General features: G+C 69.2%; 25 protein-coding genes. 12 read left to right on the top strand and 13 right to left on the bottom strand.

The features are described 5' to 3' along the window. Positions 1 to 12: 12 nt before the first annotated feature. On the bottom strand, positions 13 to 462 hold the full coding sequence (locus GT347_RS26860; RefSeq protein ID WP_326830370.1) for an H-NS histone family protein: 450 nt from the start codon (positions 460 to 462) through the stop codon (positions 13 to 15). Between the two features lie 109 nt (positions 463 to 571). On the opposite strand from GT347_RS26860, the gene paoA reads away from it, so the two are divergent. The 4 genes from paoA to msuE all read left to right on the top strand — a co-directional run bounded on the left by paoA (position 572) and on the right by msuE (position 5,067). Next, on the top strand, positions 572 to 1,228 hold the full coding sequence (gene paoA, locus GT347_RS26855) for an aldehyde dehydrogenase iron-sulfur subunit PaoA (protein ID WP_160555099.1): 657 nt from the start codon (positions 572 to 574) through the stop codon (positions 1,226 to 1,228). Next, on the top strand, positions 1,225 to 2,175 hold the full coding sequence (locus GT347_RS26850; protein ID WP_160555098.1) for an FAD binding domain-containing protein: 951 nt from the start codon (positions 1,225 to 1,227) through the stop codon (positions 2,173 to 2,175). The genes paoA and GT347_RS26850 overlap by 4 nt, the downstream gene beginning before the upstream one ends. A 6-nt stretch (positions 2,176 to 2,181) precedes the next feature. Next, positions 2,182 to 4,389, top strand: a complete 2,208-nt coding sequence (gene paoC / locus GT347_RS26845; RefSeq protein ID WP_160555097.1) for an aldehyde oxidoreductase molybdenum-binding subunit PaoC — start codon at positions 2,182 to 2,184, stop codon at positions 4,387 to 4,389. Positions 4,390 to 4,494: 105 nt separating this feature from the next. Further along, on the top strand, positions 4,495 to 5,067 hold the full coding sequence (gene msuE / locus GT347_RS26840; RefSeq protein ID WP_160555096.1) for an FMN reductase: 573 nt from the start codon (positions 4,495 to 4,497) through the stop codon (positions 5,065 to 5,067). A gap of 23 nt (positions 5,068 to 5,090) precedes the next feature. Here msuE and GT347_RS26835 read toward each other — a convergent pair whose 3' ends face one another. The 3 genes from GT347_RS26835 to GT347_RS26825 all read right to left on the bottom strand — a co-directional run bounded on the left by GT347_RS26835 (position 5,091) and on the right by GT347_RS26825 (position 7,948). Next, positions 5,091 to 5,969 carry a tripartite tricarboxylate transporter substrate binding protein gene (locus GT347_RS26835; protein ID WP_229722560.1) on the bottom strand — a complete coding sequence of 293 codons (879 nt, stop codon included), beginning with the start codon at positions 5,967 to 5,969 and terminating at the stop codon, positions 5,091 to 5,093. A gap of 151 nt (positions 5,970 to 6,120) precedes the next feature. Further along, positions 6,121 to 7,224: an isocitrate/isopropylmalate dehydrogenase family protein gene (locus tag GT347_RS26830; protein WP_160555095.1), complete on the bottom strand. Its 1,104-nt coding sequence runs from the start codon at positions 7,222 to 7,224 to the stop codon at positions 6,121 to 6,123. A 52-nt stretch (positions 7,225 to 7,276) separates the two neighbouring features. Next, positions 7,277 to 7,948, bottom strand: a complete 672-nt coding sequence (locus GT347_RS26825) for a GntR family transcriptional regulator (RefSeq protein WP_229722558.1) — start codon at positions 7,946 to 7,948, stop codon at positions 7,277 to 7,279. A gap of 127 nt (positions 7,949 to 8,075) precedes the next feature. Between GT347_RS26825 and GT347_RS26820 the strand changes: the two genes are divergently transcribed. Further along, entirely contained in the window at positions 8,076 to 8,588 is a 513-nt protein-coding gene (locus tag GT347_RS26820) for an ureidoglycolate lyase (protein WP_160555093.1), read from the top strand. On the opposite strand, the gene GT347_RS26815 is transcribed toward GT347_RS26820, so the two are convergent. Genes GT347_RS26815 through GT347_RS26785 form a run of 7 tightly spaced genes read right to left on the bottom strand, consistent with a single transcriptional unit; the run spans position 8,585 to position 16,443 of the window. After that, a complete protein-coding gene (locus tag GT347_RS26815) occupies positions 8,585 to 9,337 on the bottom strand; it encodes an SDR family oxidoreductase (protein ID WP_160555092.1) in 753 nt (250 codons plus the stop codon). The genes GT347_RS26820 and GT347_RS26815 overlap by 4 nt on opposite strands. Continuing rightward, positions 9,334 to 9,747 carry a RidA family protein gene (locus GT347_RS26810; protein ID WP_160555091.1) on the bottom strand — a complete coding sequence of 138 codons (414 nt, stop codon included), beginning with the start codon at positions 9,745 to 9,747 and terminating at the stop codon, positions 9,334 to 9,336. The genes GT347_RS26815 and GT347_RS26810 overlap by 4 nt, the downstream gene beginning before the upstream one ends. Position 9,748: 1 nt before the next feature. Beyond that, on the bottom strand, positions 9,749 to 11,035 hold the full coding sequence (locus GT347_RS26805; protein WP_160555090.1) for a TRAP transporter large permease: 1,287 nt from the start codon (positions 11,033 to 11,035) through the stop codon (positions 9,749 to 9,751). Then, positions 11,032 to 11,511, bottom strand: coding sequence for a TRAP transporter small permease (locus GT347_RS26800; RefSeq protein ID WP_160555089.1), 480 nt, complete (start codon positions 11,509 to 11,511; stop codon positions 11,032 to 11,034). The genes GT347_RS26805 and GT347_RS26800 overlap by 4 nt, the downstream gene beginning before the upstream one ends. A 10-nt stretch (positions 11,512 to 11,521) precedes the next feature. Continuing rightward, complete coding sequence (locus tag GT347_RS26795; RefSeq protein WP_160555088.1) at positions 11,522 to 12,508, bottom strand: TRAP transporter substrate-binding protein; 987 nt, start codon at positions 12,506 to 12,508, stop codon at positions 11,522 to 11,524. Between the two features lie 9 nt (positions 12,509 to 12,517). Next, the gene (locus GT347_RS26790; RefSeq protein ID WP_160555087.1) at positions 12,518 to 14,608 is read right to left on the bottom strand and encodes a hydantoinase/oxoprolinase family protein; all 2,091 of its coding nucleotides are present in this window, start codon (positions 14,606 to 14,608) and stop codon (positions 12,518 to 12,520) included. Between the two features lie 5 nt (positions 14,609 to 14,613). Further along, complete coding sequence (locus GT347_RS26785) at positions 14,614 to 16,443, bottom strand: hydantoinase B/oxoprolinase family protein (protein WP_229722556.1); 1,830 nt, start codon at positions 16,441 to 16,443, stop codon at positions 14,614 to 14,616. A 143-nt stretch (positions 16,444 to 16,586) separates the two neighbouring features. On the opposite strand from GT347_RS26785, the gene GT347_RS26780 reads away from it, so the two are divergent. Then, positions 16,587 to 17,510 (top strand): LysR family transcriptional regulator, encoded by a 924-nt coding sequence (locus GT347_RS26780; RefSeq protein WP_160555086.1) that lies wholly within the window; start codon positions 16,587 to 16,589, stop codon positions 17,508 to 17,510. A 19-nt stretch (positions 17,511 to 17,529) separates the two neighbouring features. Next, positions 17,530 to 18,423, top strand: a complete 894-nt coding sequence (locus tag GT347_RS26775; RefSeq protein WP_160555085.1) for a LysR family transcriptional regulator — start codon at positions 17,530 to 17,532, stop codon at positions 18,421 to 18,423. Between the two features lie 14 nt (positions 18,424 to 18,437). Here GT347_RS26775 and GT347_RS26770 read toward each other — a convergent pair whose 3' ends face one another. Beyond that, complete coding sequence (locus GT347_RS26770; protein WP_160555084.1) at positions 18,438 to 19,322, bottom strand: LysR family transcriptional regulator; 885 nt, start codon at positions 19,320 to 19,322, stop codon at positions 18,438 to 18,440. A gap of 94 nt (positions 19,323 to 19,416) precedes the next feature. Here GT347_RS26770 and GT347_RS26765 point away from each other — a divergent pair, with 94 nt between their 5' ends. The 3 genes from GT347_RS26765 to GT347_RS26755 are packed head-to-tail and all read left to right on the top strand — an operon-like array spanning position 19,417 to position 22,239. Continuing rightward, on the top strand, positions 19,417 to 20,283 hold the full coding sequence (locus tag GT347_RS26765) for an isocitrate lyase/PEP mutase family protein (protein WP_160555083.1): 867 nt from the start codon (positions 19,417 to 19,419) through the stop codon (positions 20,281 to 20,283). Positions 20,284 to 20,327: 44 nt separating this feature from the next. Next, positions 20,328 to 21,305, top strand: coding sequence for a Bug family tripartite tricarboxylate transporter substrate binding protein (locus GT347_RS26760; RefSeq protein ID WP_160555082.1), 978 nt, complete (start codon positions 20,328 to 20,330; stop codon positions 21,303 to 21,305). Between the two features lie 4 nt (positions 21,306 to 21,309). Then, complete coding sequence (locus GT347_RS26755; RefSeq protein WP_160555081.1) at positions 21,310 to 22,239, top strand: amidohydrolase family protein; 930 nt, start codon at positions 21,310 to 21,312, stop codon at positions 22,237 to 22,239. A gap of 18 nt (positions 22,240 to 22,257) precedes the next feature. On the opposite strand, the gene GT347_RS26750 is transcribed toward GT347_RS26755, so the two are convergent. Continuing rightward, positions 22,258 to 22,461: a hypothetical protein gene (locus GT347_RS26750; RefSeq protein WP_160555080.1), complete on the bottom strand. Its 204-nt coding sequence runs from the start codon at positions 22,459 to 22,461 to the stop codon at positions 22,258 to 22,260. 175 nt (positions 22,462 to 22,636) lie between these two features. On the opposite strand from GT347_RS26750, the gene GT347_RS26745 reads away from it, so the two are divergent. Both GT347_RS26745 and GT347_RS26740 read left to right on the top strand, forming a co-directional pair. Then, positions 22,637 to 22,831, top strand: coding sequence for a hypothetical protein (locus GT347_RS26745; RefSeq protein WP_160555079.1), 195 nt, complete (start codon positions 22,637 to 22,639; stop codon positions 22,829 to 22,831). 136 nt (positions 22,832 to 22,967) lie between these two features. Then, a complete protein-coding gene (locus tag GT347_RS26740; RefSeq protein ID WP_160555078.1) occupies positions 22,968 to 24,023 on the top strand; it encodes a DUF4126 family protein in 1,056 nt (351 codons plus the stop codon). The last annotated feature ends 5 nt before the right edge of the window (positions 24,024 to 24,028 follow it).

The raw sequence follows: 24,028 nt of genomic DNA, 5'->3' as shown, positions 1-24,028 counted from the left end.
GTGCCGACCGGGTCAGCGGTGCCGGTTCGCCGCCGCGGCAGCCATTTCCGCGAGGAAAGGCGCGCGGTCGGCCGGCTCGGGCCGCTCGATCAGAAAATCATCGCGGTCCTTGCCCACGATCCAGGCCGGCGGCTTGCCGCGGCCGGTCCAGGTGGCGCCGGATTTTTCGTCGAGATACTTGGCCGCGACCTTCTTGACCTGCGGCTTCCAGGGGAATACCTGCTGGGCGGTGAAACCGAATTCCGCGATGAGCTGGTGCACCTGGGCCAGTGCCTCCTGGGATGCTTTTTGGTGGGCGCCGCTGATCGCGGCCTCCAGGGCGGCTTTTTCCGCCAATAAATCCTTCAACGCCTTCATGTTGCCTTTGAAAATCCGAATTCTGCGCAGGAATGCGCCGCGGGCGAGATTATGAAGCCGTGGACCGGCGAATAAGCCAAGGCCTCGAATTGACAAGGAAAACATGATGGAGCAGCCAGGCAATGGTGGCTAGCGCGGATTCCCGGTGGAACCTACATTGGAGATTCGGCTCCACCGTCCACCGACGGACCACCCTCAAAGAAGGAAGCGCACGATGGAAAATCCGCTAGACCCCGCACTGACCCGCCGGGACCTGTTCATCGTGGGAGCGGCCTCCGCCTCGACGGTGGCCGCCACGGCCGCCGAACCGGCGAAGGCGGCACCCGCGTCCCCGCCCGCCGAAAGCCAGGCCGGCATGCCCGTCACCCTGACCGTCAACGGCCGCCTCGAAACCCTCACGCTCGATACCCGCACCACCCTGCTCGACGCCCTGCGCGAGCACCTGCACCTGACCGGCACCAAGAAGGGCTGCGACCACGGCCAGTGCGGCGCCTGCACCGTCATCGTCGACGGCCGCCGCATCAACTCCTGCCTCACGCTGGCGGTGATGCACGAAGGCGCCCAGGTCACCACCATCGAAGGCCTGGGCCATCCGCAGCAGCTGCATGCGATGCAGGCCGCCTTCGTCAAGCACGACGGTTATCAGTGCGGCTACTGCACGCCGGGCCAGATCTGTTCGGCGGTGAGTGTGCTGAAGGAGATCGAGGCGGGCATTCCCAGCCATGTCAGCGGCGACCTCACCGCGCGGCCGCTGCTCTCGGCCGAGGAAATCCGCGAACGCATGAGCGGCAACATCTGCCGCTGTGGCGCCTACTCCAACATCCTGGAGGCGATCGTCGAGGTCGCCGGATCGAAGGGGGGCGCGGCATGAAACCCTTCACCTACGAACGCGCCGTATCCGTCCGCTCGGCCGCCATCGCCGCGGCCGGCAACCCGCAGGCCCGGTTCATCGCCGGGGGCACCAATCTGCTGGACCTGATGAAGCTGCAGATCGAGGCGCCCGCCCACCTGATCGACGTCAACGGACTGGGCCTGGACAGGATCGAAAGCAGCGCCGACGGCGGCCTGCGTATAGGCGCCATCGTGCGCAACACCGACCTGGCGGCGCACGCCTCCGTTCGGCGCGACTACGGCCTGCTGTCCCGCGCCCTGCTCGCCGGCGCATCGGGCCAGCTGCGCAACAAGGCGACCACCGCCGGCAATCTGCTGCAGCGCACCCGCTGCCCCTACTTCTACGACACCAACATGCCCTGCAACAAGCGCCAGCCCGGCGCCGGCTGCTCGGCCATCGGCGGCGTCACCCGCCAGCATGCGGTGGTGGGCGGCAGCCAGGCCTGCATCGCCACCCATCCCAGCGACATGGCGGTGGCGCTGCGCGCGCTGGACGCCACCGTGGAGACCATGCGCGCCGACGGCCGCCAGCGCCGCATTCCCATCGCGGACTTCCACCGCCTGCCCGGCGACACGCCGCATATCGAGACGTCGCTGGAGCGCAGCGAACTCATCACCGCCGTGACCCTGCCTGCACCCGTCGGCGGCACCCACATCTACCGCAAGGTGCGCGACCGGGCCTCCTATGCCTTCGCGCTGGTGTCGGTGGCGGCCATCGTGCAGAAGGACGGCAGCGGCCGCGTCGCCCTGGGCGGCGTGGCGCACAAGCCCTGGCGGGTCGAAAAGGCCGAGGCCCTGCTGCCGCTGGGCGCAAGGGCCACCACGGCGGCGCTCCTCGAAGGCGCGCGCCCCACGCCGGAGAACGAATTCAAGATCACCCTGGCCGAGCGCACGCTCGCCGGCGTGCTGGCACAGGCAAAGGGCTGAAGAACCATGAAATTCGAAACCCCCGCCTCCACCAACCCGATCGACCAGCTGAAGGTCGTCGGCCAGCCGCTGGACCGCATCGACGGTCCTCTCAAGACCAGCGGCCTGGCCCGCTATGCCTACGAGCAGCACGATGTGGTCGCCCGCCAGGCCTATGGCTACATCGTCGGATCGTCCATCCCCAAGGGCCGCATCGCCGCCATGGACACCCGCGCCGCGCTGGCCGCGCCCGGCGTGCTGGCCGTGGTCAACGCCCAGAACGCGGGCAAGCTCGGCAAGGGCAAGTTCAACAGCGCCAGGCTGCTGGGCGGTCCGGGCATCGATCATTACCACCAGGCCGTCGCCCTGGTGGTGGCCGAAACCTTCGAGCAGGCCCGCGCCGCCGCGCAGCTGCTGAAGATCGACTACGTGAGCACGCCCGGCGCCTTCGACCTGGCGGCATCGCGCGCGTCGGCCACCGTGCCGGCGGTGCCCAACCCGGAAAGCGTGGTCGGCAATTTCGCTGGCGAATTCCCGGCGGCGCCGGTGCAACTCGACGCCACCTACACCACGCCGGACCAGAGCCATTCCATGATGGAGCCCTTCGCCTCGCTCGCCGCCTGGGAAGGCGACAGGCTCACGGTGTGGATCTCCAACCAGATGATCGCCTGGACCGCGGCCGACCTGGCCACCACCCTGGGCCTGGCGCCCGACAAGGTGCGCCTGGTCTCGCCCTATATCGGCGGCGGCTTCGGCGGCAAACTCTTCCTGCGGGCGGACACGGTGCTGGCAGCCCTCGGCGCCCGGGCGGCGAATCGCCCGGTGAAGGTGGCCATGCAGCGGCCGCTGATGGCCAACAACGGCACGCACCGGCCCGCGACCATCCAGCGCATCCGCATCGGCGCCGCGCAGGACGGCCGCATCTCGGCCATCGCCCACGAAAGCTGGTCGGGCAACCTGGCCGGCGGCAAGCCGGAGAACGCCATCGCCCAGACCCGGCTGCTCTATGCCGGCGCCCATCGCTACACCGCACTGCGCCTGTCGCCGCTGGACCTGCCGGAGGGCAACGCCATGCGCGCACCCGGCGAGGCACCGGGCCTGATGGCGCTGGAGATCGCCATGGACGAGATGGCGGAGAAGCTGGGCATGGACCCGGTCGAATTCCGCGTCATCAACGACACCCAGACCGACCCCGAAAAGCCCGGCCGCCCTTTCTCGCAACGCCAGCTCGTCGAATGCCTGCGCCTGGGCGCGGAGCGTTTCGGCTGGTCGCAACGCAGCCCCACCCCGGCGCAGCGGCGCGAAGGCCGCTGGCTGGTCGGCATGGGCATGGCGGCGGGCTTTCGCAACAACCAGCTGACCAAGTCCGGCGCGCGGGTGCGTGTGGATTCGAAGGGCCTGGTGATCGTCGAGAGCGACATGACCGATATCGGCACCGGCAGCTACACCATCATGGGCCAGACCGCGGCCGAGATGATGGGGGTGACGCTGCGGCAGGTGGAGGTGCGGCTGGGCGATTCGTCCTATCCCGTCTCGGCCGGATCGGGCGGGCAATGGGGGGCGAACAATGCCACCTCCGGTGTCTACGCGGCCTGCGTCAAGCTGCGCGAGGCGATCGCACAGAAGCTCGGCGTGGCGCCGGCCGACGCGGTCTTTTCCGACGGCATGGTGCGGACGGGCGCGAAGACCGTGACACTCGGCGAGGCGGTCGGTGAAGCCGGCATGGCCGGCGAGGACTCGATCGAGTACGGCAACCTGGGCAAGCAGTACCAGCAGTCCACCTTCGCCGGGCATTTCGTGGAAGTGGGCGTGGCGGTGGACACCGGCGAGATCCGGGTGCGCCGCATGTTGGCCGTCTGCGCCGCCGGCCGCATCCTCAATCCCAAGACCGCGCGCAGCCAGGTCATCGGCGCGATGACCATGGGTGTGGGCGCGGCGCTGATGGAAGAGCTGGCGGTGGACAAGCGCCGCGGCTTCTTCGTCAACCACGACCTGGCCGGCTACGAGGTGCCGGTGCATGCCGACATCCCGCACCAGGAGGTGATCTTCCTGCAGGAGACCGACCCCGTCTCCTCGCCGATGAAAGCCAAGGGCGTGGGTGAACTCGGCCTGTGCGGCGTGGCGGCGGCCCTGGCCAACGCGGTCTACAACGCAACCGGCGTGCGGGTGCGCGACTATCCGGTGACGCTGGACAAGCTGCTGGCCCACATGCCGCCCGCGAGCTATCCGGCCTGAGGCCTTCTAAGCAATTCGTTCATCCATATACGAACAAGCTCTTTGGCAGACGGGAAGGCTTGAACCACCATGCGTGGTCCAAGCTCGCAAACCTTCCCACCCGTCATGACCAAAGCCCTCAAAGTCGTCGCCGTCTCCGGCAGCCTCCAGCGCCCTTCCCGCACCCTGGCCCTGGTGGAACACCTGGTCGAGCTGATCGGCGATGCCGTGCCGGTGCAAAGCCATCTGATCGAACTGGGCGAGGTCGGCCCACGCCTGGCCGGCGCCCTGGCGCGTTCGCAGCTGCCGCCGGAGATCGAGGCCGAGATCGCCGCGGTCGAGTCGGCCAACCTGCTGGTCGTGGCCAGCCCGGTGTACCGGGCCGCCTACTCGGGCCTGTTCAAGCATTTCTTCGATTTCGTGCATCACGAGGCCCTGATCGACAAGCCGGTGCTGCTGGCCGCCACCGGCGGCAGCGAGCGGCATGCCCTGGTCATCGACCACCAGCTGCGGCCCCTGTTCAGCTTCTTCCAGGCCCGCACCCTGCCCATCGGTGTCTATGGCACCGACAAGGATTTCACCCACTACCGCATCAGCGACGATGCGCTGCGGGCCCGCGCCGCCCTGGCGGTGGAGCGGGCGATACCGCTGCTGAACCTGCGCTCGACGGCCGGCAGGCATCCCGAGCTGGTGGCCTGAGCTGCGCCAGGCAGCGCGGGCATTCAGTCGAGGCTGAGATTGGCCTTGGCGGCCAGGGCCTTGAACTTCAGCGTCTCCGAGCTGATCCGCTCGCCCATCTGCGCCGGTGTGTCGCCCACCGGATCGGCGCCGATGGCCAGCAGCTGGGCCCTTGTCTCCGGCTGGCCCAGCACCCGCAGCGCATCGCGGTTGATCTTCTCCACCACCGATGCCGGTGTGCCCGCCGGCACCATGAAACCGAACCAGGTGGCGATGTCGAAACCGGCCAGCCCGGCTTCCGACAGCGTGGGCACCTCCGGCAAGGTGGCCGAGCGTTTGGCGGTGGCCACGGCCAGGGCTTTCACCCGCCCGGCCTTGATGAAGGGCAGGCAGGACGGGATGGTGTCGAACATCATGGTGATCTGGCCGCCCAGCATGTCGGTGATCGCCGGCGCGCTGCCCTTGTAGGCCACATGCAGGATGTCGGTGCCCGCCATCTCGTTGAACTGCTCGCCGATCAGGTGGTGGGCGGTGCCGGCGCCGGTGCTGCCGTAGCTGAGCGCGCCGGGCCTGGCCTTGGCCAGGGCGATCAGTTCCTGCACGTTGTTGGCGGGAAGGCTGGCCGGCACGATCAGCACATTGGGCACGATGGCCAGGGTGGTGACCGGCAGCAGGTCCTTGGCGATGTTGTAGGGCAGCTTCCTGTAGACCGCCGGCGCGATGGAGTGGTGCACCGCCGCCATCAGGATGGTGTAGCCGTCCGGCGGGGACTTGGCGACGAAATCCGCTCCCAGCGTCAGGCCGGCGCCGGGGCGGTACTCCACCAGCACCGTCTGGCCCCAGATCTCCTGGAGCCTGGTGGCCATCAGGCGTGCCAGCTGGTCGGTGCTGCCGCCCGGCGGCGAGGGCACGACGATCTTCACCGGCTTGGCGGGATAGGCGGGTAGGCGGACTGTTGGGCCTGGACCCAGGGCGCGCAGAGCAATACGGCCGCTGCGATGGCGGCTCTACGGATGCACTTCATGGTTGTCTCCTTGAAGCTGACGGGGAAACAGCGCGAGGGGCGCTACACGGCTACACGGCGGCCATGGCTTCGGCCAGTGCGCCGGTGACGGCTTCGGTGATCTCGCGTGTGCCGTGCGCGCCGCCGAACTCCATCGGCCGCACGCCGCCAGAGGCGAAGACCTGTTCGACCGAGCGTTCGATCAGCGCTGCCGCGTCGCCGAGGCGGGCATCGCCGCTGCGGCCGGCCAGCCAGTCGAGCATCATGGCGGCCGACAGGATCATGGCGGTGGGATTGGCCTTGCCCTGGCCGGCGATGTCCGGCGCCGTGCCGTGGGCCGGCTGGAACAGGCCCACCCTGTCGCCGATGTCGCCGGACGGCGCCATGCCCATGCCGCCGACCAGCGCGGCGATCAGGTCGGAGAGGATGTCGCCAAACATGTTCTCGGTGACCAGCACGTCGTAGTTCCAGGGCTTGAGCACCAGGTTCAGCGCCATCGCGTCCACATAGGCGCTGTCGCTGCCCACGCCGGCATGGCGCGCCGCGACTTCCTCGAAGACCTTGCGGAAGAAGGCCATGCTGGCGAACACGTTGGCCTTGTCGACGTTGGTCACGTGGCCCTGGCGGCCCAGCCGCCGGGCACGCCGCTCGGCCAGGCCGAAGGCGAACTCGCAGATGCGCGAAGTGCCCTTGCGGGTGATGCGCATGGTGTCGAAGACCTCTTCGTCGCCGCGCACATCGCCCCGGCCGCGGGCATAGAACAGGCCTTCGGTGTTCTCGCGCACCAGCACCAGGTCGATGGCCTGGGCCCGGGGGTGGGAGAGCGGCGTGGGCAGGCCGGCGAAGGTGCGGATCGGCCGCACGCCAGCATAGAGGTCGAAATGCATGCGCAGGTCGAGCTGCGGAATGATCTCGGTGCCGTCGGCGCCGCGCACATGGGGCAGGCCCATGGCGCCGAAGAGGATGGCGTCGGCCGCCTCGCAGGCCTTCAGGGTGGATTGCGGCAAGGCATCGCCGGTATCCACGTAGTGCTGGGCGCCGGCCGGCAGCCACTGCAGGCCCAGGCGGATGCCGACGCGTTTCTCCACCGCCTGCAGCACGTGTTCGCAGGCCGCCATGACCTCGCGGCCTATGCCGTCGCCGGGCAGGACGGCGATCTGGTACTGGTCTTTCAAGGGAAGCTCCTTCTGGGTCGTTGGGTCGGTGATGAATGGCCGCGGTCCGCGCTCAGAGCTGCTGCAGCCGCAGCCGATCGAACAGGCTGAGCAGCTCGCGGCTGGCGCGCTGGCGGTGGGCGCGGTTGACCGCGCCGGCACCGGCGGAATCGCCGGCCAGCAGGCAGTCGATCAGCGCCCGGTGCTCGCGGGTGGATTCGAGCGGCTTGGGCCGCAGGCGCAGGGTGAACATGCGGGCGCGGTGGGCGCGGTCCCAGTGGCTGAAGACCGCCTCGGCCAGCATGCGGTTGCCGCAGAGGGTGACCAGGCGGGCATGGAAGTCCTCGTCGGCGCGGGCCCAGCTGTCGAGGTCGTCCTGCTCCAGCGCCTGCGCCATCGCGTCCGTGGCCTGCACCAGCGGCGCCAGGGTGTCGCGGTCGGGCCGCTGCAGGGCCAGCAGTTCGGCGGCCAGGCTCTCCAGCGCGGTCAGCACCTCGTAGAGCTCACGCATGTCCTGGGCCGACATCGGCAGCACCCGGATGCCGTGGCGCGGCACGATCTGCAGCAGGCCGTCCTGCTCCAGGCGGATCAGGGCCTCGCGCACCGGCGTGCGGCTGACGCCGAGCTGCAGGGCGATCTCCTGCTCCAGGGCCTGGTGGCCAGGCGGCCAGACGTTGTCGAGGATCAGCCGGCGGATCTGTTCGTAAGCCGCGTCCTTGCGCCCGGTGGCGGGGGCGGGAGGCATGGCGGGGCGTGAATCGGACATGAGACGCTTTCTTGAGAAAACATCAATGTATACGTTAATGGATTTTTTGTGAGGCCGGCGGGCTGCGGAGTTTCCCGAGTCCTGGCGCAGGCCGTAAGCTTTGGCGATGCATCGCTCCATCCTCCCCCTGCTCCCGCTCACGGCTGAAGCCTTCGCGCCCTTCGGCGACGTGATCGAGACCGAAGGCCGCCACCACTTTCCGATCAACGCCGGCAAGGTGCAGCGCTTCCACGACCTGGCGGATGTCGATGTGCTGGAAGCGCAAGGAAAGCCCGGCATCAGCCTCTTCGTGGCCGAGCCCTATCCGATGCCGCTGGACCTGGCCTGTCTGGAGCGTCATCCCCTGTCTAGCCAGGCCTTCATCCCGCTGGACGACCGGCCCTTCCTGCTGGTGGTGGCGCCGGCCGGGGAGCAGCCATCGCTGCAGAACATCCGCGCCTTCGTCACCGATGGAAGGCAGGGCGTGAACTACCGCCGGGGCGTCTGGCACCACGTGCTGATCGCGGTGGGCCAGCGGCAGACCTTCGCGGTGGTCGACCGCATCGGGCAGGGCCCGAACTGCGATCTGTTCGAGCTGGTGGGCGAGGACCGCTGCCGCATCGACCCTGCCGCCCGCTAGGCCATGAAGAAGCCGCCGTTGATATCGAAAACGGCGCCGGTGATGAAACCCGAATGCTCCCCGGTCAGGTACTCGATCAGCGCGGCGACTTCATCGGCCTGGCCGAAGCGGCCCACAGGGATGGCCGCCAGATACTGCTGGTTGATGCGCGCATCGGTCGCTTCCTCCAGCCGGCCGCCGATGCGTCCTGGCGCCACGCTGTTGGCGGTGATCCCGTCGGCCGCGAACTCCGATGCGATGGAGCGGGTCAGCCCCAGCACCGCGGCCTTCGAGGCCATGTAGCCCGGCCCGGCGATGAGCGAACGGGTGCGGCCGCCCAGGGACGACACATTGACGATGCGGCCCCAGCCGCGCGCCTGCATCGGCGGCACGAACTCCCGGGTGAAGCGGAACATGGCGCGCAGGTTCACCGCCATCACCTCGTCCCACATCGCATCGGTGGTCTGCAGCAGGCCGGCGCCCTTGCCGTTGAGCTTGGGTGCGATGCCGGCGTTGTTCACCAGGATGCCGACCGGCCCGAGCTGCGCCTCGACCGTCTCGCGGGTGCGCGCCGCGGCATCGGCCGCGCACACATCGGCCACCACCTGGCAACACGGGCCGGACATCTCCGCCGCCACGGCCGCCAGGGCCGCCGCATCGCGGTCGACCAGCGCCACCGGACGGCCGGCTCGGCCCAGGCGCAGGGCCAGGGCCCTTCCGATGCCGTTGCCGGCGCCGGTGACCAGGGCCGTGGGAGACGGCGTGCTCATGCCGGCAGGGCCACGGTGGCCTCGATCTCCAGCAGCCATTCGGGGTTGTAGAGCCCCACCAGCGCCGCGCTGACCGCCGGATACGGCGCCTGGAAATGCCTGAGCCGCACCTGCATGATGGCCGGCAGGTCCTCGCGCCGGGTGTAGTACACCCGCAGCCGGCAGACATCGGCCAGGCTGCCGCCCTGGTCCTCGGCGATCTGCCGGATGCGGGCGATGACCTGTTCGGTCTGGCCGACGATGTCGCCCACGCAGACGGTCTGCCCCTCGGCGTCGCGCGGCGGCTGGCCGGAGATGTGCAGCAGGTGCGGCGTGGCGGTGCGGGTGGCCATGGAGGCCGGCGCTCCGGCGGGCATCGAGACGCCCGGGGTGTGGATGGCGGTGAAAGGCATGGTGATGAGGGCCGGCATCTCAGCCGGCGTAGTTGAGCATGAGGCGGGGCAGCACCAGCGTGATCGCCGGTACATAGGTGATCAGCATCAGCGCGGCGATCATCCAGGCCAGCAGCGGCAGCAGCGGCTTGATGACCGACTCCATCGACACCTTGGCGATGCCGGTGGAGACGAACAGGCAGACGCCGATCGGCGGATGGCACAGGCCCACGCCGAGGTTGGCGCAGATCAGGATGCCCAGGTGCACCGGATCGACACCGTAGGAAGTGGCCAGGGGGAACAGGATGGGCGTGGTCATGATGAGCGCGGCCGTGATCTCGAAGACCGCGCCGAGCAGCAGCAGCACCACCGTCATCAGCATCAGCAGCACGGTCTTGCTGTGGGTGAACTCGCGCAGGGCCTCGCCCACCATGGAGGGCACTCGTTCGCTGGTGAGGTACCAGGAGAAGATCGCCGCGCAGCCGACGATGGCCATGACCACGCCGGTGAGCACCGCCGAGTCGACGAACAGCGCCGGCAGTTCGCGCACCTTCAGGTCGCCGTAGACGAAAATCGACACCAGCAGTCCGTAGACCACCGCGATGACCGCCGCCTCGGTGATGGTGGCGATGCCGAAGCGTATGCACACCAGGATGAGCAGCGGCATGATCAAGGCCCAGGAGGCATCCTTGCCGGTGGCGCGCAAGGTCGCCCACGAGAACGGAATGCTCGGCGGCGCCGGTTCGCCCCGCGCCGCCCAGTGCACGCCCAGCGCACCGAACAGGCACATCAGCAGCCCCGGGATGATGCCGGCGATGAACAGCGTGCCGATCGAGGTGTTGGTCAGAAAGCCGTACATCAGCAGCATCACGCTGGGCGGTATCAACAGCGCCATGCCACCGGCCGCGGCCACCACCGCGGCGGCGAACTGCGGCCGGTAGCCGCGCTTGGTCATCTCCGGAATCAGTACCGAGCCGATGGCCGCGGTGTCGGCCGTCTGCGAGCCCGAGAAGCTCGACATCAGCACCGCCGACATCACCGCCACCTGCGCCAGTCCGGCCCGCATGTGGCCGACCATGGACGCGGCGAAGTCGATCATGCGGCGCGACATGCCGCCCCGGTCCATCACCGAACCGGCGATGATGAAAAGAGGCGCTGCCAGCAGCGGAAAGCTGTCGAGCTGCACGAAGACCCGCTGGGCCAGCACGCCCACCGGCAGCCCGGTGCCGCCAAGCACGCCCAGGGCCGAGGCGCAGATCAGCGCGGCCACGATGGGCAGGCCGATGGCCAGGCCCATCAGCAGGAGCAATCCCGATGCGGCGATCATGATGCGAGTTCCTCGGTGAAGCCGGCCGTAGCACGGGCGGTGAAATAGCGGGCGCAGCGCACCCAGGAGACCAGCGCCATCAGCGCGAAGCCGACGGGTATCGCGGCATAGGCCACGGTCAAGGGCACGCCGAGGGTGATCGAGGTCTGTCCGGCCACGATGGGCAGCAGCACGGCGCCCGAATAGGCCAGCACGGCGTAGGCCACGCCTTCGAGCCCGGCCAGGAAGGCGCGGTAGCCGCGGGCCGCGCGTCCTTCGAGTCGGCGCGTGACCAGGTCGATGGCGAAATGGCCGGCGCGGTAGGAGCCCTCTGCCGCACCCAGCATCACCAGCCAGATGAAGGTGTAGCGCGAGAGTTCCTCGGTCCAGGCGATGGGCGCGTCGGTGAGGTAGCGCAGCAGCACCTGGCCGAACACGCACAGCAGCAGCACCAGCGTCAGGGTGGTGAAGACGAAGGTCTTGAGTCTGGATATCACGGCTTTGTCCTCAGCGGCCGGTGTTGTCGATCGCGTCGATGACCTGGCGGCCGCCGACCTGCGCCGCGAACTTGTTCCACACCGGCGCGGCCTTGGCGGCGAAGGGCGCGGGGTCGGCCAGCTCCACCTTCACGCCCTTGGACTTGAGGCGTTCCAGCGCCGCGCTGCTGTCGGCGCGAAAGCTGCGGCGCTGTTCCGGGATCATGTCGCGGGCGGCGTCGCTCACAACCTTCTTCAGCGGATCGGGCAGCTTGCGGTAGAAGCTCTCGGAGACCATCAGCAGGCCGGTGGACTGGAAGATCGGCACGCCATAGGTGAGATAAGGCGCGCCTTCGTACACGCCAGAGGCCTCGTAGAAGATGAGCGCGTTGTCCAGGCCGTCGATCACGCCCTGCTTGACCGCCGAATACACCTCGGGCCAGGCCATGGGCACGGCCCGCGCGCCCAGGGCGGCATAGGTCTCCAGCGGCACGTTGTCCTGCGGCACCCGCATCTTCAGGTTGGCCAGGTCGGCCGGCGTCTTCACCGGATGGCGGCTGTTGTGGATGTAGCGCGAGCCCATGTCGGTATAGCCCAGTACCCGCATGCCCTTGGCCGTGAGACGGCCGGCGATCTCGGTGCCGATGGGGCCGTCCACCACCGCATCGAAATGCTCGGGCGAACGAAAGAGAAAGGGCAGGCTGAACACCGACATGCGCGGCTCGAAGGAGCCCATGGTGCTGGTGGTGACGGCCGCGAACTCGACGCTGCCCAGCTGCAGGCCTTCGACGTAGTCGCGCTCCCCGCCGAGCTGGCTGCTGTGGAAGACCTTGATGTCGATCTGTCCCTGGCTCTTCTGCCGGACCTCGTCGGCGAACTTCTGCATAGAGCGGTTGAAAGTCGTCTGCTCGCCCGCGGCATGCGCCAGCTTGACGGTGTAGGTGGCCGCTGCGGCGGCCGAGCCGAGCGCAAGGGCCACGGCGCCCACGGCGAGTCGCCTGAGGATTGAGAGTTTCATGGTGCGCTCCTAGTGGCGTTGCGGGGCAAGGGGGTGGATGTCGACGATGAGGGTGCGGTCGGCCGTGTAGCGGCCGGTGCAGGCCTCGGGAATCAGGCAGGTGAACAGCGGGTCCTCGACCAGCGCCGGGCCGGGCAGCACGGCGCCGGCGAACAGTGCGGCGCGTTCGTACACCGGCACCTGGATCGGCCGCGCCGGCCGGCCCAGCGAGACGGTGCGCAACTCGCGCGCCCGCGCCGTGGCATCGGCGCCGACGGGCTCGGGCTCGACCAGCGACAGCGCCGGCCGCTCGCCCACGGCCAGCAGGTCCCATTCGATGAATTCGACCGCATCGTGTTCGGCCCGCACCGCGTAGAGCTGTTCGTGCAGCGCATGGAAACGCGCCACCAGTGCGGCCAGCGCGGCCTCGCCCTGCAGGCGCTCGCCGTCCAGCGGCAGGGTGATCTCCCAGATCTGCCCGGCATATCGCGCCTGCACCGAGAACGCCAGGCGCTGGCGTTGCGCCGGCACCTGCATGCGTTCCAGGAAGGAGCGCCCTTCGGCCACCAGGCCTTCGAGCACGATGCCCAGGCCCTCGAAATTGAAGGCCGAGGAGATGGCGTAGAAGCTGCGGGTGAAGTTGAAGCTGAAGTCGCCGATGGCGATGCCGTAGGCGCTCAGCACACCCGAGGCCTGCGGGAACAGCACGGTGCCCATGCCCATCTCGCGGGCGATCTCGGCCGAGTGCAGGCCGCCGGCGGCGCCGCCCGAGACCATCACGAAACGCCGCGCATCGATGCCGCGCCGCACGGTGATGTCCTCGATGGCCGCCACCATGCTCTGCTCGGCCGCCAGGCCGATCAGGCTGGCCGCGTCTTCCACGCTCAGGCCCAGGGGGCCGGCCACATGCTCCTCGATGGCTCGCCGCGCGTTCTCCACCGACAGGGCGAACTGTCCGCCGGCGAAGTTGTGCGGATTGAGCAGGCCGCGCGCCAGGTTGGCATCGGTCACCGTGGGCAGCGTGCCGCCGCGGCCGTAGCAGGCGGGGCCGGGGAAGGCGCCGGCGCTGTGCGGCCCCACATGGATGAAGCCGCCCGCATCCACCCGGGCGATCGAGCCGCCGCCGGCGCCTATGGTCTTCACGTCCACCGAGGGCACGCCGAACATGTGGCCGTCGATCACGCCTTCGCGGTGGGTCGGAATGCGGCCGCCGACCACGATGCTCACATCGAAGCTGGTGCCGCCCATGTCCACGGCGATCACGTCGCGGCTGTCCCGCGCGCCGGCCTGGGCCAGGCTGCTGGCCGCACGCGGCGCCGCCGAAGGGCCCGACAGGCACAGGTAGACCGGCTTGCCCATCACCTCTTCCGAAGAGGCCCGGCCGCCGTTGGAGGTGACGAAGCTCAGGTTGCCGGCGAAGCCCGCCTGGCGCAGCGAACTCTCCAGCTTGCCGATGCGGTCGCGCACGATGGGCTTGAGCGATGCGTCCAGCGATACCGCCGATGCCCGCCGGTATTCGCGCAGCGTGGGGTTGACCTGGTGGCTGAGGCTGATCGGCACGCCGGGCAGTTCGGCCGCCACCAGCTTGCCGACCAGCTCTTCATGGTCGGGCCGCAGGAAGGACCACAGCAGGCAGACCGCGACCGCTTCCACGCCCTGCTCACGCAGCTGGCGGGCCACGGCGCGCACCTGTTCGGCATCCACCGGGATCTCCACGCCGCCCTCGGCGTTGACGCGTTCGCGTATGCCGTGGGTGAGGTGGCGCGGCACATAGGGCTGGGGGTAGTCCACATACAGGTCGAGCACATCGTGGCGCGTGCCTTCGCGGATCAGCAAGGTGTCGCGAAAGCCCTCGGTGCACAGCAGCGCGGTGCGGGCGCCCTTGCCTTCGAGCACCGCGTTGGTCGCCGCGGTGGTGCCGCAGGCGAAGTCGCTGCAGCGCTCCAGCAGCTGCTGGCGTTCCAGGCCGAGGTCGGCGGCGATGATGCCGATGCCGCTGAGGATGCCCTCCTCGATGCGGGCGGTGGAGGACGATTTGTAGTGCCGGGTTTCCTGTCCGGGCTGGCGGAGCACCAGATCGGTGAAGGTGCCGCCGACATCGACTGCGATTTCGAAGCTCATGGTGTTCAGGCGAGGATGGGGGTGGGGATGGCGGCGCGGGGGGCGTCGGTGGACTCTGCCGCGGCGAGGGAGTCGCGCAGGGCGCGGGTGGCTGGCATGTCGACGGTGCCGGGCTGGCGATCCTTCAGCACCACGCCGTACACGGCGCGGGCGGCGTCGTGGCTGACCCAGCCGTCCTGCACATCGCGTGCCACCAGGGCCGGGTCGCGCTGGCTGGGAGCGCCGAAACCGCCGCCGCCGCAGCCGTAGGACACCATGGCCTCGCCCGGGCCGATGGTGGTGTCCATCGAGACCGGCAATACGCTGCGCTGCCCCTCGGCATCGATCTTCCAGGCCCAGTTGCCGCCGCCATGGCCGCCGCCCAGCACGCCCGGCGGCGGATGGTCGCGGCCGGCGCTGGTGGCCATGAGGCGCAGCGTGTCCTTGCGGCTGCGGATGATGCATTCCGAACCCGGGCTGCCGCGCCACTGGCCGGCGCCGCCAGAGTCGATGCGGATCTCCAGCTTCTCGACCAGCACCGGCTGCTGCTGTTCGACCACTTCGACGCTCGACTGCGCGATCATTCCCTGGGCACCCGCGCTGCCGAAGGTCAGCCAACCGTCGTGGCCATGCAGCGCCGGCCCGCTCCAGAAGCCCAGGATGATCTGGTTGTAGAAGGACTTGCCGCCCTTACGCGAGTCCTCGCCGCTGATGCAGGGCGCCGAGGCCGGCTGGCCGATGGTGGAATAGGCCGCGCCCAGGTCCGCACGGAAATCGGCGAACAGCGCCTGCAGGTGCGAGGTGAGGATGTGGGTGAGATTGGTGGTGGCCGCCGAGGTCGCCGCGGGGAAACGCGGCTTGCCGACCGCAGCGCCCTCGCGCATCAGGATGTCGATGCGGCGGAAGGCGCCGGAGCAGCGCGGCACATCCTTGCCGATCATGCTCATCACCGCGCTGTAGCAGCTGCCGACCACCGTGGCCTCGGACATGTTGATGCCCAGCGGCAGGTTGTCCACGTTGTCGCGCAGATCGATGGTGAGCCGGCCTTCGGCCGGATCGATCTCCATGCTGGCGCGCACCGGTATGCCCTGGGGATACTGCGGCAGGTCGGAGTCGTAGCGCACCTCGCGGGCGACCTTGCCGCCGGGCAGGCCGCGGATGGCGTCGGCCATCATCGATTCGCCGTAGGCCTGGTAGCGGTCCAGGAACTCGACGATGGCATCGGCCCCGTAGGCCTCGGCGATCGCCTGCAGGCGTTTCTCGCCGGTGCGCACCGCGGCCAGGATGGCCAGGTAATCGCCGTAGAACTGTTCGGGCGCCCGGATGTTGGCTTTGCAGATGTCGATGACTTCCTGCACGTCCCTGCCATCGCGCTGGATGCGCACGCAGGGCAGCATCAGGCCTTCCTGGTAGTAGTCGCGCGAGTCCGGGCCGTAGGTGGTGGGCACGGGAAAACCGACATCGGCCAGATGCGCCCGGGCGATCGAATAAAAGAGCAGCTTGCCGCCCACGAACACCGGGCTGCACAGGGTCAGGTCGGCGCAGTGGGTGTTGCCGTGGTAGCTGCTGTTGTTGGCGAAGCAGTCGCCGGGATGCACGTCGGTGCCGAACTTGTCGACCACCGCGCGCGGCACCAGGTGGATGCTGCCCACGTGGATCGGCACGCCGACCGCCGCGCTCACCGTCTGCAGCTTGGCATCGGTCACGCTGCAGGAGAAATCGTGCGCCGTGTTGAGCACGCCGGAGCGGCCCGCACGGAACAGGGTGTTGGCCATTTCGCGGATGGTCGCCTCGAAGCGCCGCCGCAGTACGAGCATGTCGTACAGATCGAGAGAGGTGGTGGTTTGCTGGTCCATACGCCGTCAGGTGAGTGATGCGATGGACTATCGGCGCGACCCCGAAGCCGCAACAAGCAATACTGTTCGATGCCCACTTCACACGACGTGATGCGGCCGCGTGGTGCCTGCACGTGGCACGGGCTTTGCGAGCGGAGTTCCGGATGCAGTTCAGCCTGAAGGCCATCGAGTGTTTTGTGGCGCTCTTCGAAGAGAGGAGCGTGACCCAGGCCGCGCAACGCCTGAAGCTGGGGCAACCGGCCGTCAGCATGCAGCTGCGCCGCTTCGAGGATTCCTGCGGCATGGATCTGTTCGAACGCGACAGCCGGGGCTTCGTGCCGACGCCGCATGCCGAACGCCTCTACCCCGAGTGCCTTGCGCTGCTGCTGCAGACGCACCGGATCGACCTGCTGCTGGCCGACCCCGCCCTGTGCGCGCCGCAGGGCATCAGCATCGGGGTGTCGCCGCTGCTGGGCCGCACCGTGGTGCCGCACGAGGTGCTGCCGCTGCACGACTCCCATCCGCAGCTGAAGATCAGCCTGCGCGAGGGCGACACCGCCCAGCTCGCCGGCTGGGTGGAGTCGCGCAAGGTCGACTTCGCCATCGTCGATGTCGATGCCGCGCCGCTCAGTGCCAGCACCGAACTGCGCACCCTGGCGGCCGAGCCGGTCTATCTGGTGACCGGCTCGCCCCCGCTGGACGGCCATGGCGGCGGCCAGACACCGCTGTGCGAACTGGCCGCCTACAAGCTGGCCTTGCCGCCTGCGGCCGACGGTGTGCAGCGCACCCTGCGGACCATCGCCGGCCACATGGGGCTTTCGCTGGTCTGCGGACTGGAGGCCGATTCGGTCAGCACCCTGCTGGACATCGCCGGCCGGCCCGGATGGGCCACGGTGCTGCCGGGCTCGGTGCTGCGCAGCCAGGCGCCCGTGCCGTCGCGCCATGCCTCGCGCATCGTCGAGCCGCGCATCGTGCATACGGTGGGCGTGCTCAGCCGCAAGGGCCATGTGCACAGCGCCGCGGAGCAGTGGTTCACGCGGCGCATGCAGCAGACCCTGCTGCGATCGCTCGACGGCGCCCACGGATAAGCACGCGGCGGAACCGAACTTGGAACTGCGCCAGATCCGCTGCTTCGTCGCCGTCTACGAGGAGCGCAGCTTCACCCGGGCATCGGTGCGACTGCATGTGGTGCAGTCGGCCGTCAGCGCGATGATCCGGCAGCTGGAGAGCATGCGCGACATCCATTTGTTCGAACGCACGCCCCTGGGCGTGGCGCCGACGCCGCTGGCCGATGCGCTCTATGCCCGCTGCAAGGCGCTGCTGCGCCAGGCCGATGAACTCACCGCGGCCTTCGGTGGCGATGTCGACGAGCCCCGCACGCCGCTGGTGGTCGGACTGCCGCCCTCGATGAGCAGCGGCTTGCTGTCGGACCTGCTGCTCGACTTCATGGCCGCCCATCCCGCCGTGCAGCTCACCGTGCGCGAAGGCTATAGCGCGGTGCTGACGCAGGCGGTCATCCAGCACGAACTCGACTTCGCCATCGTCGGTGTGGACCATGGCGAAACTCGCGTGCGCATGGAACATCTGCTGGCGGAGCCCTTGCGGCTGATACGGCGTGCCGGGCCGGGCCTGGCAGCAGCGGAGATCGGATGCGCCGAAGCCGCCAAGCTGCCATTGGTGCTGCCCACGCTGGACAACCCGCTGCGCCTGCTGATCGAGCGCGAATTCCGCCGTCACGGCATCGCCCTGGCGCCCGCCCTGGAACTGGATTCGCTGCAGGCCACGCTGGCACTGGTGCGTTCCGGCTCCTACGCCACCATGCTCACCGCCTCAGTGATCGCCGATGTCGCCGACCTGCAGACGGCCGTGCTGGTGGAGCCGCGCATCGAGCGTTCGCTGGTCGTCGTGAGCCGGCCCGAGGACCGGCTGGAAGGTGCGTGCGCCGACCTGGTCGGCCGATTACGTGCCCTGCTCGCCCAGCGCAACCCGCAGCCGGACTGAAGCCGCGCCCGCGCTCAGCCCGGCAAGCCCCGTTCGCGCGCCGCCTCGCCCAGCGCCTCCCGCACGGCGGCCAGCGGCCGGCTGAGCGCGTCGGCGCTGCGGCTGACCAGCGAGAAGCGGATCACCGGCGCCTGCGGCAGCGCGATCACCCGCACCGGAAACGGCAGCGCGATGCCCGGCTCCGACAGCTGCACCATCGACAGGCCCAGCCCCGCGTTCACCATGGCCAGCACGGCCCGCACGCCATCCAGCTCCAGCCCGCCGGCGCGTGGCTTGAAGTGCTTCTGCAGATAGCGGGCGGCCAGCCGTCCGGCGATGCTGGCGCGGTCGTACTGGATCCATTCGTAGCGCTGGAACAGCGCTGCCGGCGAGGCGCCCGCCGGTGCATCCGGCGGCACCACCAGCGACAGCGGGCAGTGCATCAACGCATGCCAGTCCAGTCGCGAGGAGGCGCCCTGCTCCGGCTGCGCCACCACCGCCGCATCCAGGTTGCCGGCCTTGACCGCATGGGTCAGCTCCGCGCTCTTGCCCCGGTGAGGATGCACCCGCAGGCCCGGATGCGCGCGCCGCAGCGCCTGCAGGGCGCCGGGCAGCAGCAGCGGCTGCATCGACTCGATCACCCCCAGCTCCAGCGGCCCTTCCAGCACGATGCTGGCCGGCCGCCGCAGCACATCGAGTTCCCCCTGCGCCCTGCGCATGATGGCCGCCACCTGTCCCGCCAATGGCAGCGGCTTGACCTGCAGGCCGGAGCGGTCGAAGAGCTGGTGGCCGACGAAGGCCTCCAGCTGCTTCATCTGCAGGCCGACGGCGCCGGCCGTCAGGTTGGTCTCCTTGGCGGCGGCGGCCAGGGTGCCGGTGCGCAGCACGGCGTCCAGGGTGGCGAAGGCTTCCCACTTCATCAGAATTTCTCGGTTGGCTTCTGAAAACTAATCGATTTTATTTCGCCTTTGCCTTCTTTAGAGTCGCTTCACGCACAACGTCCGAGGACTCGCCTTGCCATTTCCCGCACTCAAGACCCGCCTGCAGCAAGCCCCCGCCCTGCTGGCCCCCGGCGTCTACGACGCCCTCACCGCCCTGCTGGCCGAACAGGCGGGCTTCGAAGCCGTCTACCTGTCCGGCGGCGCCGTGGCGTACAGCCAGTTCGGCCGCTCCGACGTGGGGCTGACGACGGCCTCGGAAGCGGTGGACGTGCTGCAGCGCATCACCGACCGCATCGCCATTCCGGTGATCGTGGACGGCGACACCGGCTTCGGCAACGCCATCAACGTGCAGCGCACGGTGCGCGATTTCGAGCGCGCCGGCGCGGCCATGATCCAGCTGGAGGACCAGACCTTTCCCAAGCGCTGCGGCCACCTGGAGAACAAGAGCCTGGTCTCCAGCGCCGAGATGTGCGGCAAGCTGCGCGCCGCGCTGGACGCCCGGCACAGCGCCGACACCCTCATCCTGGCGCGCACCGACGCGGTGGCCGTCGAAGGCCTGGAGGCGGCGATCGAGCGGGCCGAGGCCTATCTCGCCTGCGGGGTCGATGCGCTCTTCATCGAAGCCGTGAACACCGCCGAGCAGATGGATCGCGTCTGCGGCATCTTCTCCTCGCGGGTGCCGATGCTGGCCAATATGGTCGAAGGCGGCAAGACGCCGATCCAGAGCGCCGACGAACTCGGCGCGCGCGGCTACCGCATCGTGATCTTTCCCGGCGGCACCGCGCGATTCGCGGCGCATCAGCTGCAGCAGTACTACGCCAGCCTGCGCAGCGCCGGCACGACTGCGCCGATGAAGGAGCGCATGTTCGATTTCGACCAGCTCAACGCGGTGGTCGGCACACCCGAGCTGATGGAGCGATCGCGCCGCTACGCCGGCTGAGCAGCGACCCCGGCAACGAACCCCACAAACATAAGGAGACAGACATGATCAAACGCAGGAATTTCCACTCGCTCCTGGCAGCCGCCGCACTCGCCGCGGCGGGCTTGGCCCAGGCGCAGGCGCCCTACCCCGACCATGCGATCAAGCTGATCGTGCCCTTCCCGCCCGGCGGCAATATCGACGCCACGGCCCGCATCGTGGCCAACGGCCTGTCGGAAAAGCTCGGCCAGACGGTGATCGTGGACAACCGCCCCGGCGCCGCCGGCCTGCTGGGCTCGGAAGTCGCCGCGCGTTCGCCGGCCGACGGCTACACCCTGCTGCTGGCCTCCACCGGCGTGCTGGCACCGGCCAAGGCGCTGACGCCGGACATGAAACTCGATCCGGCACGCGACTTCGTGGCCGTCTCGCCGATCGCCCAGGCGCCGCTGCTGCTGATCGTCAACCCTTCGCTGCCGGTCAACAGCGTGGCCGAGTTCATCGCCTATGCCAAGGCGCATCCGGGCAAGGTCAGCATCGCCTCGCCCGGCACCGGCACCGCCGCCCATCTCACGGCCGAGCTGTTCCAGAAGGCCAGCGGCACTCAGCTGCTGCATGTGCCCTACAAGGGCAGCAGCCAGGCGGTGGCCGACCTGCTGGGCGGACAGGTCAACGCCACCTTCGACCAGCTCGCCTCCACCCTGGCGCAGATCAAGGCCGGCAAGCTGAAGGCCCTGGGCATCACCACCGCGCAGCGCTCGGCCATCGTGCCGCAGATCCCGACGCTGGCCGAGTCCGGCCTGCCGGGCTTCGAGTCCAGCACCACCACCGGGCTGGTGGTGCCCGCCGGCACGCCGCCCGCCGTGGTCGCCAAACTGAGCGCGGCCATGCAGGAGGTGCTGAAGTCGCCCGAGGCACGCCAGAAGTTCGAGGTGCTGGGCTCGGATGTGGTCGCCGGCCCGGGCTCGGAGTACGACGGCATCCTCAAGTCCGAGGTGCGCAAGTGGACCCAGGTGGTGAAGGACGCCGGCATCAAGCTGCCTTGAAGACATGACGAACCGAACCACTGGCACCACCCCCACCGCGCAGCCGCCGCTTTGCCTGCCGCCCGACCCGCATCCACGCAAGCCGCGCCACCGGCTGCCGCCGGGCGCGACCGACTGCCACTGCCATGTCTACGAAGACCCGCAGCGTTATCCCTATGTGGCCGACCGCTCCTACACCCCGGCGCCGGCCGATCGCCAGGCCTATCTGGCCATGTGCGCCACGCTGGGCCTGGAGCGCACGGTGCAGGTCAGCGCCAGTGTGTACGGCTCGGACAACCGCCTCACGCTGGACCTGATCGCCGCGCTGGGCCAGCACCGCGCGCGTGGCGTGGCCGGCCTGTCGCCGCAGGTGGAAGCCGCCGAACTGCACCGGCTGCACGAAGGCGGCATGCGCGGCGTGCGGGTGTCCACGCTGGTCAAGGGTTATGGCGGCACCGATGCCATCGCCGAACTGGCGCCACGCATCCGGCCGCTGGGCTGGCATCTGCAGCTGCATTTCCACCATGCCGAGGAGATCGCGCAGCTGGAGCCCATGCTGCTGCGCCTCGCGGTGCCGCTGGTGTTCGATCACATGGGTTGCGTGGATGGCCGCCTGGGGCCGGATCAGCCGGGCTTCCAGGCCATGCTGCGCATCCTGCGGCAGCGCGACGATTGCTGGGCCAAGATCTCCAGCTGGCATAGACGCAGCCACAGCGGGCCGCCTGGATACACGGACATGCGGCCGCTGGTCGAGGCCATGGTGGATGCACGCGCCGATCGGCTGGTGTTCGGCACCAACTGGCCGAACCCGGCGCTCTTCGCGCCGGACACCATGCCCAACGACGGCGACATGGTCGACCTGTTCTGCGACTGGGTGCCCGATGCCGCCGTGCGCCAGGCCATCCTCAGCGACAACCCGGCACGGCTCTACGGTTTCCCACCCCTGGCGGGGTGACGGGAGGGGGACTTCGGATCAGGCCTTGGCGCGGGCCTTGGCCGTCTTCTTGGCGGCAGCGGGGGTGGATTTGCCGCTGCCGGCGGAGATGCTGATCAGCTCTCCTGCGGGGTAGCCGCCGCAGCTGGTATTCCAGATGGTGCGCAGCACGGGCTGGGTGTTGATGGGATCGATGCGCTCGTCAAGCAGCTGCTGGATGGTCGGGGTTTTCTTGCTGGTCATTGCCTCGATTGTCGTCTACTGACGAAAAAGCCTTGTTTGAAGCCATTGCAAGCCGCCGCACTTTGGTTGACATGGCTTACGCAGCACGCGGCTTTGTCCTACAAAAACAGCATGCTGCCCGGGGAGACTATGGCTTCGTTCGAGCCCGATGCCGGCGAGACGACAAGGACCCACCATGCTTTTGACGGAACGCCGTTTCCCCGCCCTCGGGCATTTCCAGTGGCTCAACCCCTTCATCGCCCTGGGCGGCAAGCCGCCGGCTCCGGAGTCGCGGCTGGAAGCGGAAATCCAGCGCTGCCGCAGCATGGTGCAGGCCAGCAAGGCCGAACGCATGTACCTCGGCGCAGAGGACCAGCGTCGCGTTTTCTGATCCAGGCTCCGGCCGGCGCGCGCGGCGCCGAGGCCGGGAATCCACACGCAAGAGGCGGCCATGTCCTGCAAGGGCCTGCCGACCGCCCGCGCGAAGCTGTGAGGTTTCCATCACTTTCCGATCGGACCTCCTCAGCATGAGCCTCACCCTTCAACACAAGGACTCTCCCCTTCCCGGACTGGCATCGGGCCTGGCCGCCGGCCTGATCGGCGCCGTAGCCATGACCGCCTTCCAGGCACTGCTGGCACGCGCCAGCATCACCTCCGGCGTGTCCGGCCGGCCTTCCACCGAGAAGGCGGCCGATCAGGCGGCCCGGCTCACCACTGGCCACTCGCTGCCTCGCTCGGCGCTGCCGGTGGCCGGCGAGGCTGTGCACTACCTGATCGGCAGCCTGGTGGGCGGCGCCTACGGCATGGCCGCCGGGCTGGTGCCGCAGGTGACGGCGGTGCGTGGCGCGGCCTTCGGCTGGGTGGCGGCCACGGTGGTGGACGAGACCCTGGTGCCGGCCTTCGGCTTCGGCGATCCGTTCTGGAAGGCGCCGCTGATCTCGCATCCTTATTCCTATGTCTCGCACACCGTCTTCGGCATGTCGACCGAGGCGGCGCGCAAGCTCTTCCTGCCTTTCTTCCGGGACGTGAAGACCGGTATCGGCATCGTCCGCAACGGGGAGCAGCCCGCGCGGCTGCAGACCGAGGGGTCGACCCGCTGGCGCACGCTGGGCCTGGCGTTCCTGCTGGGCGCCACGGCCGGGCCGCGTACCAATGCGCCGCTGGCCACCGTCAGCTGGGCGGCGCGGCTGGGGCTGGTCGATGTGTCGGGCTCGCCGCTGGCCTTTCTTTCATCGAAGGCGGCTGTGGGTGTGCTGTCGCCGATGGCGATCGGTGAACTGGTGGCCGACAAGCTGCCCAGCACACCGAGCCGCACCGAGCCGCTGGGCGTGGGGGCGCGGGCGGTATCGGGCGCGATCTCCGGCGCTGCGCTGGCCGGTGGGCGTTCGCCCTCCGCCGCACTGGCCGGTGCAGCCGGCGCCGTGGCCGCCACCTATCTCGGCTACCTGCTGCGCACCCGCCTGTCGCGTGCCGTCGGCCGCGACTGGCCGGTGGCAGCCACCGAAGACCTGCTGGCCTTCGGTGGCGCGGCCCTGGTCTGCCTGGCCGCTATCGCGCCGCAGGACCAGGACCGCGGGGCCTGAAGACC

It is taken from the genome of Xylophilus rhododendri (assembly GCF_009906855.1).
Lineage (GTDB): Bacteria > Pseudomonadota > Gammaproteobacteria > Burkholderiales > Burkholderiaceae_C > Xylophilus > Xylophilus rhododendri.
The sequence above is the reverse complement of the archived record's forward strand: the minus strand, read 5'-3'. Positions and strand labels throughout refer to the sequence as shown.

Coding starts and splice junctions, on each gene's coding strand:
- GT347_RS26810 (WP_160555091.1), bottom strand. CDS start 9,747: ATGCCGGCCCTCATCACCATGCCTTTCACCGCCATCCACACCCCGGGC.
- GT347_RS26740 (WP_160555078.1), top strand. CDS start 22,968: ATGAGCCTCACCCTTCAACACAAGGACTCTCCCCTTCCCGGACTGGCA.
- GT347_RS26820 (WP_160555093.1), top strand. CDS start 8,076: ATGCATCGCTCCATCCTCCCCCTGCTCCCGCTCACGGCTGAAGCCTTC.
- paoA (WP_160555099.1), top strand. CDS start 572: ATGGAAAATCCGCTAGACCCCGCACTGACCCGCCGGGACCTGTTCATC.
- GT347_RS26745 (WP_160555079.1), top strand. CDS start 22,637: ATGCTTTTGACGGAACGCCGTTTCCCCGCCCTCGGGCATTTCCAGTGG.
- GT347_RS26760 (WP_160555082.1), top strand. CDS start 20,328: ATGATCAAACGCAGGAATTTCCACTCGCTCCTGGCAGCCGCCGCACTC.
- msuE (WP_160555096.1), top strand. CDS start 4,495: ATGACCAAAGCCCTCAAAGTCGTCGCCGTCTCCGGCAGCCTCCAGCGC.
- GT347_RS26755 (WP_160555081.1), top strand. CDS start 21,310: ATGACGAACCGAACCACTGGCACCACCCCCACCGCGCAGCCGCCGCTT.
- GT347_RS26805 (WP_160555090.1), bottom strand. CDS start 11,035: ATGATCGCCGCATCGGGATTGCTCCTGCTGATGGGCCTGGCCATCGGC.
- GT347_RS26795 (WP_160555088.1), bottom strand. CDS start 12,508: ATGAAACTCTCAATCCTCAGGCGACTCGCCGTGGGCGCCGTGGCCCTT.
- GT347_RS26790 (WP_160555087.1), bottom strand. CDS start 14,608: ATGAGCTTCGAAATCGCAGTCGATGTCGGCGGCACCTTCACCGATCTG.
- GT347_RS26860 (WP_326830370.1), bottom strand. CDS start 462: ATGTTTTCCTTGTCAATTCGAGGCCTTGGCTTATTCGCCGGTCCACGG.
- GT347_RS26750 (WP_160555080.1), bottom strand. CDS start 22,461: ATGACCAGCAAGAAAACCCCGACCATCCAGCAGCTGCTTGACGAGCGC.
- GT347_RS26850 (WP_160555098.1), top strand. CDS start 1,225: ATGAAACCCTTCACCTACGAACGCGCCGTATCCGTCCGCTCGGCCGCC.
- GT347_RS26770 (WP_160555084.1), bottom strand. CDS start 19,322: ATGAAGTGGGAAGCCTTCGCCACCCTGGACGCCGTGCTGCGCACCGGC.
- GT347_RS26825 (WP_229722558.1), bottom strand. CDS start 7,948: ATGCCTCCCGCCCCCGCCACCGGGCGCAAGGACGCGGCTTACGAACAG.
- paoC (WP_160555097.1), top strand. CDS start 2,182: ATGAAATTCGAAACCCCCGCCTCCACCAACCCGATCGACCAGCTGAAG.
- GT347_RS26785 (WP_229722556.1), bottom strand. CDS start 16,443: ATGGACCAGCAAACCACCACCTCTCTCGATCTGTACGACATGCTCGTA.
- GT347_RS26815 (WP_160555092.1), bottom strand. CDS start 9,337: ATGAGCACGCCGTCTCCCACGGCCCTGGTCACCGGCGCCGGCAACGGC.
- GT347_RS26780 (WP_160555086.1), top strand. CDS start 16,587: ATGCAGTTCAGCCTGAAGGCCATCGAGTGTTTTGTGGCGCTCTTCGAA.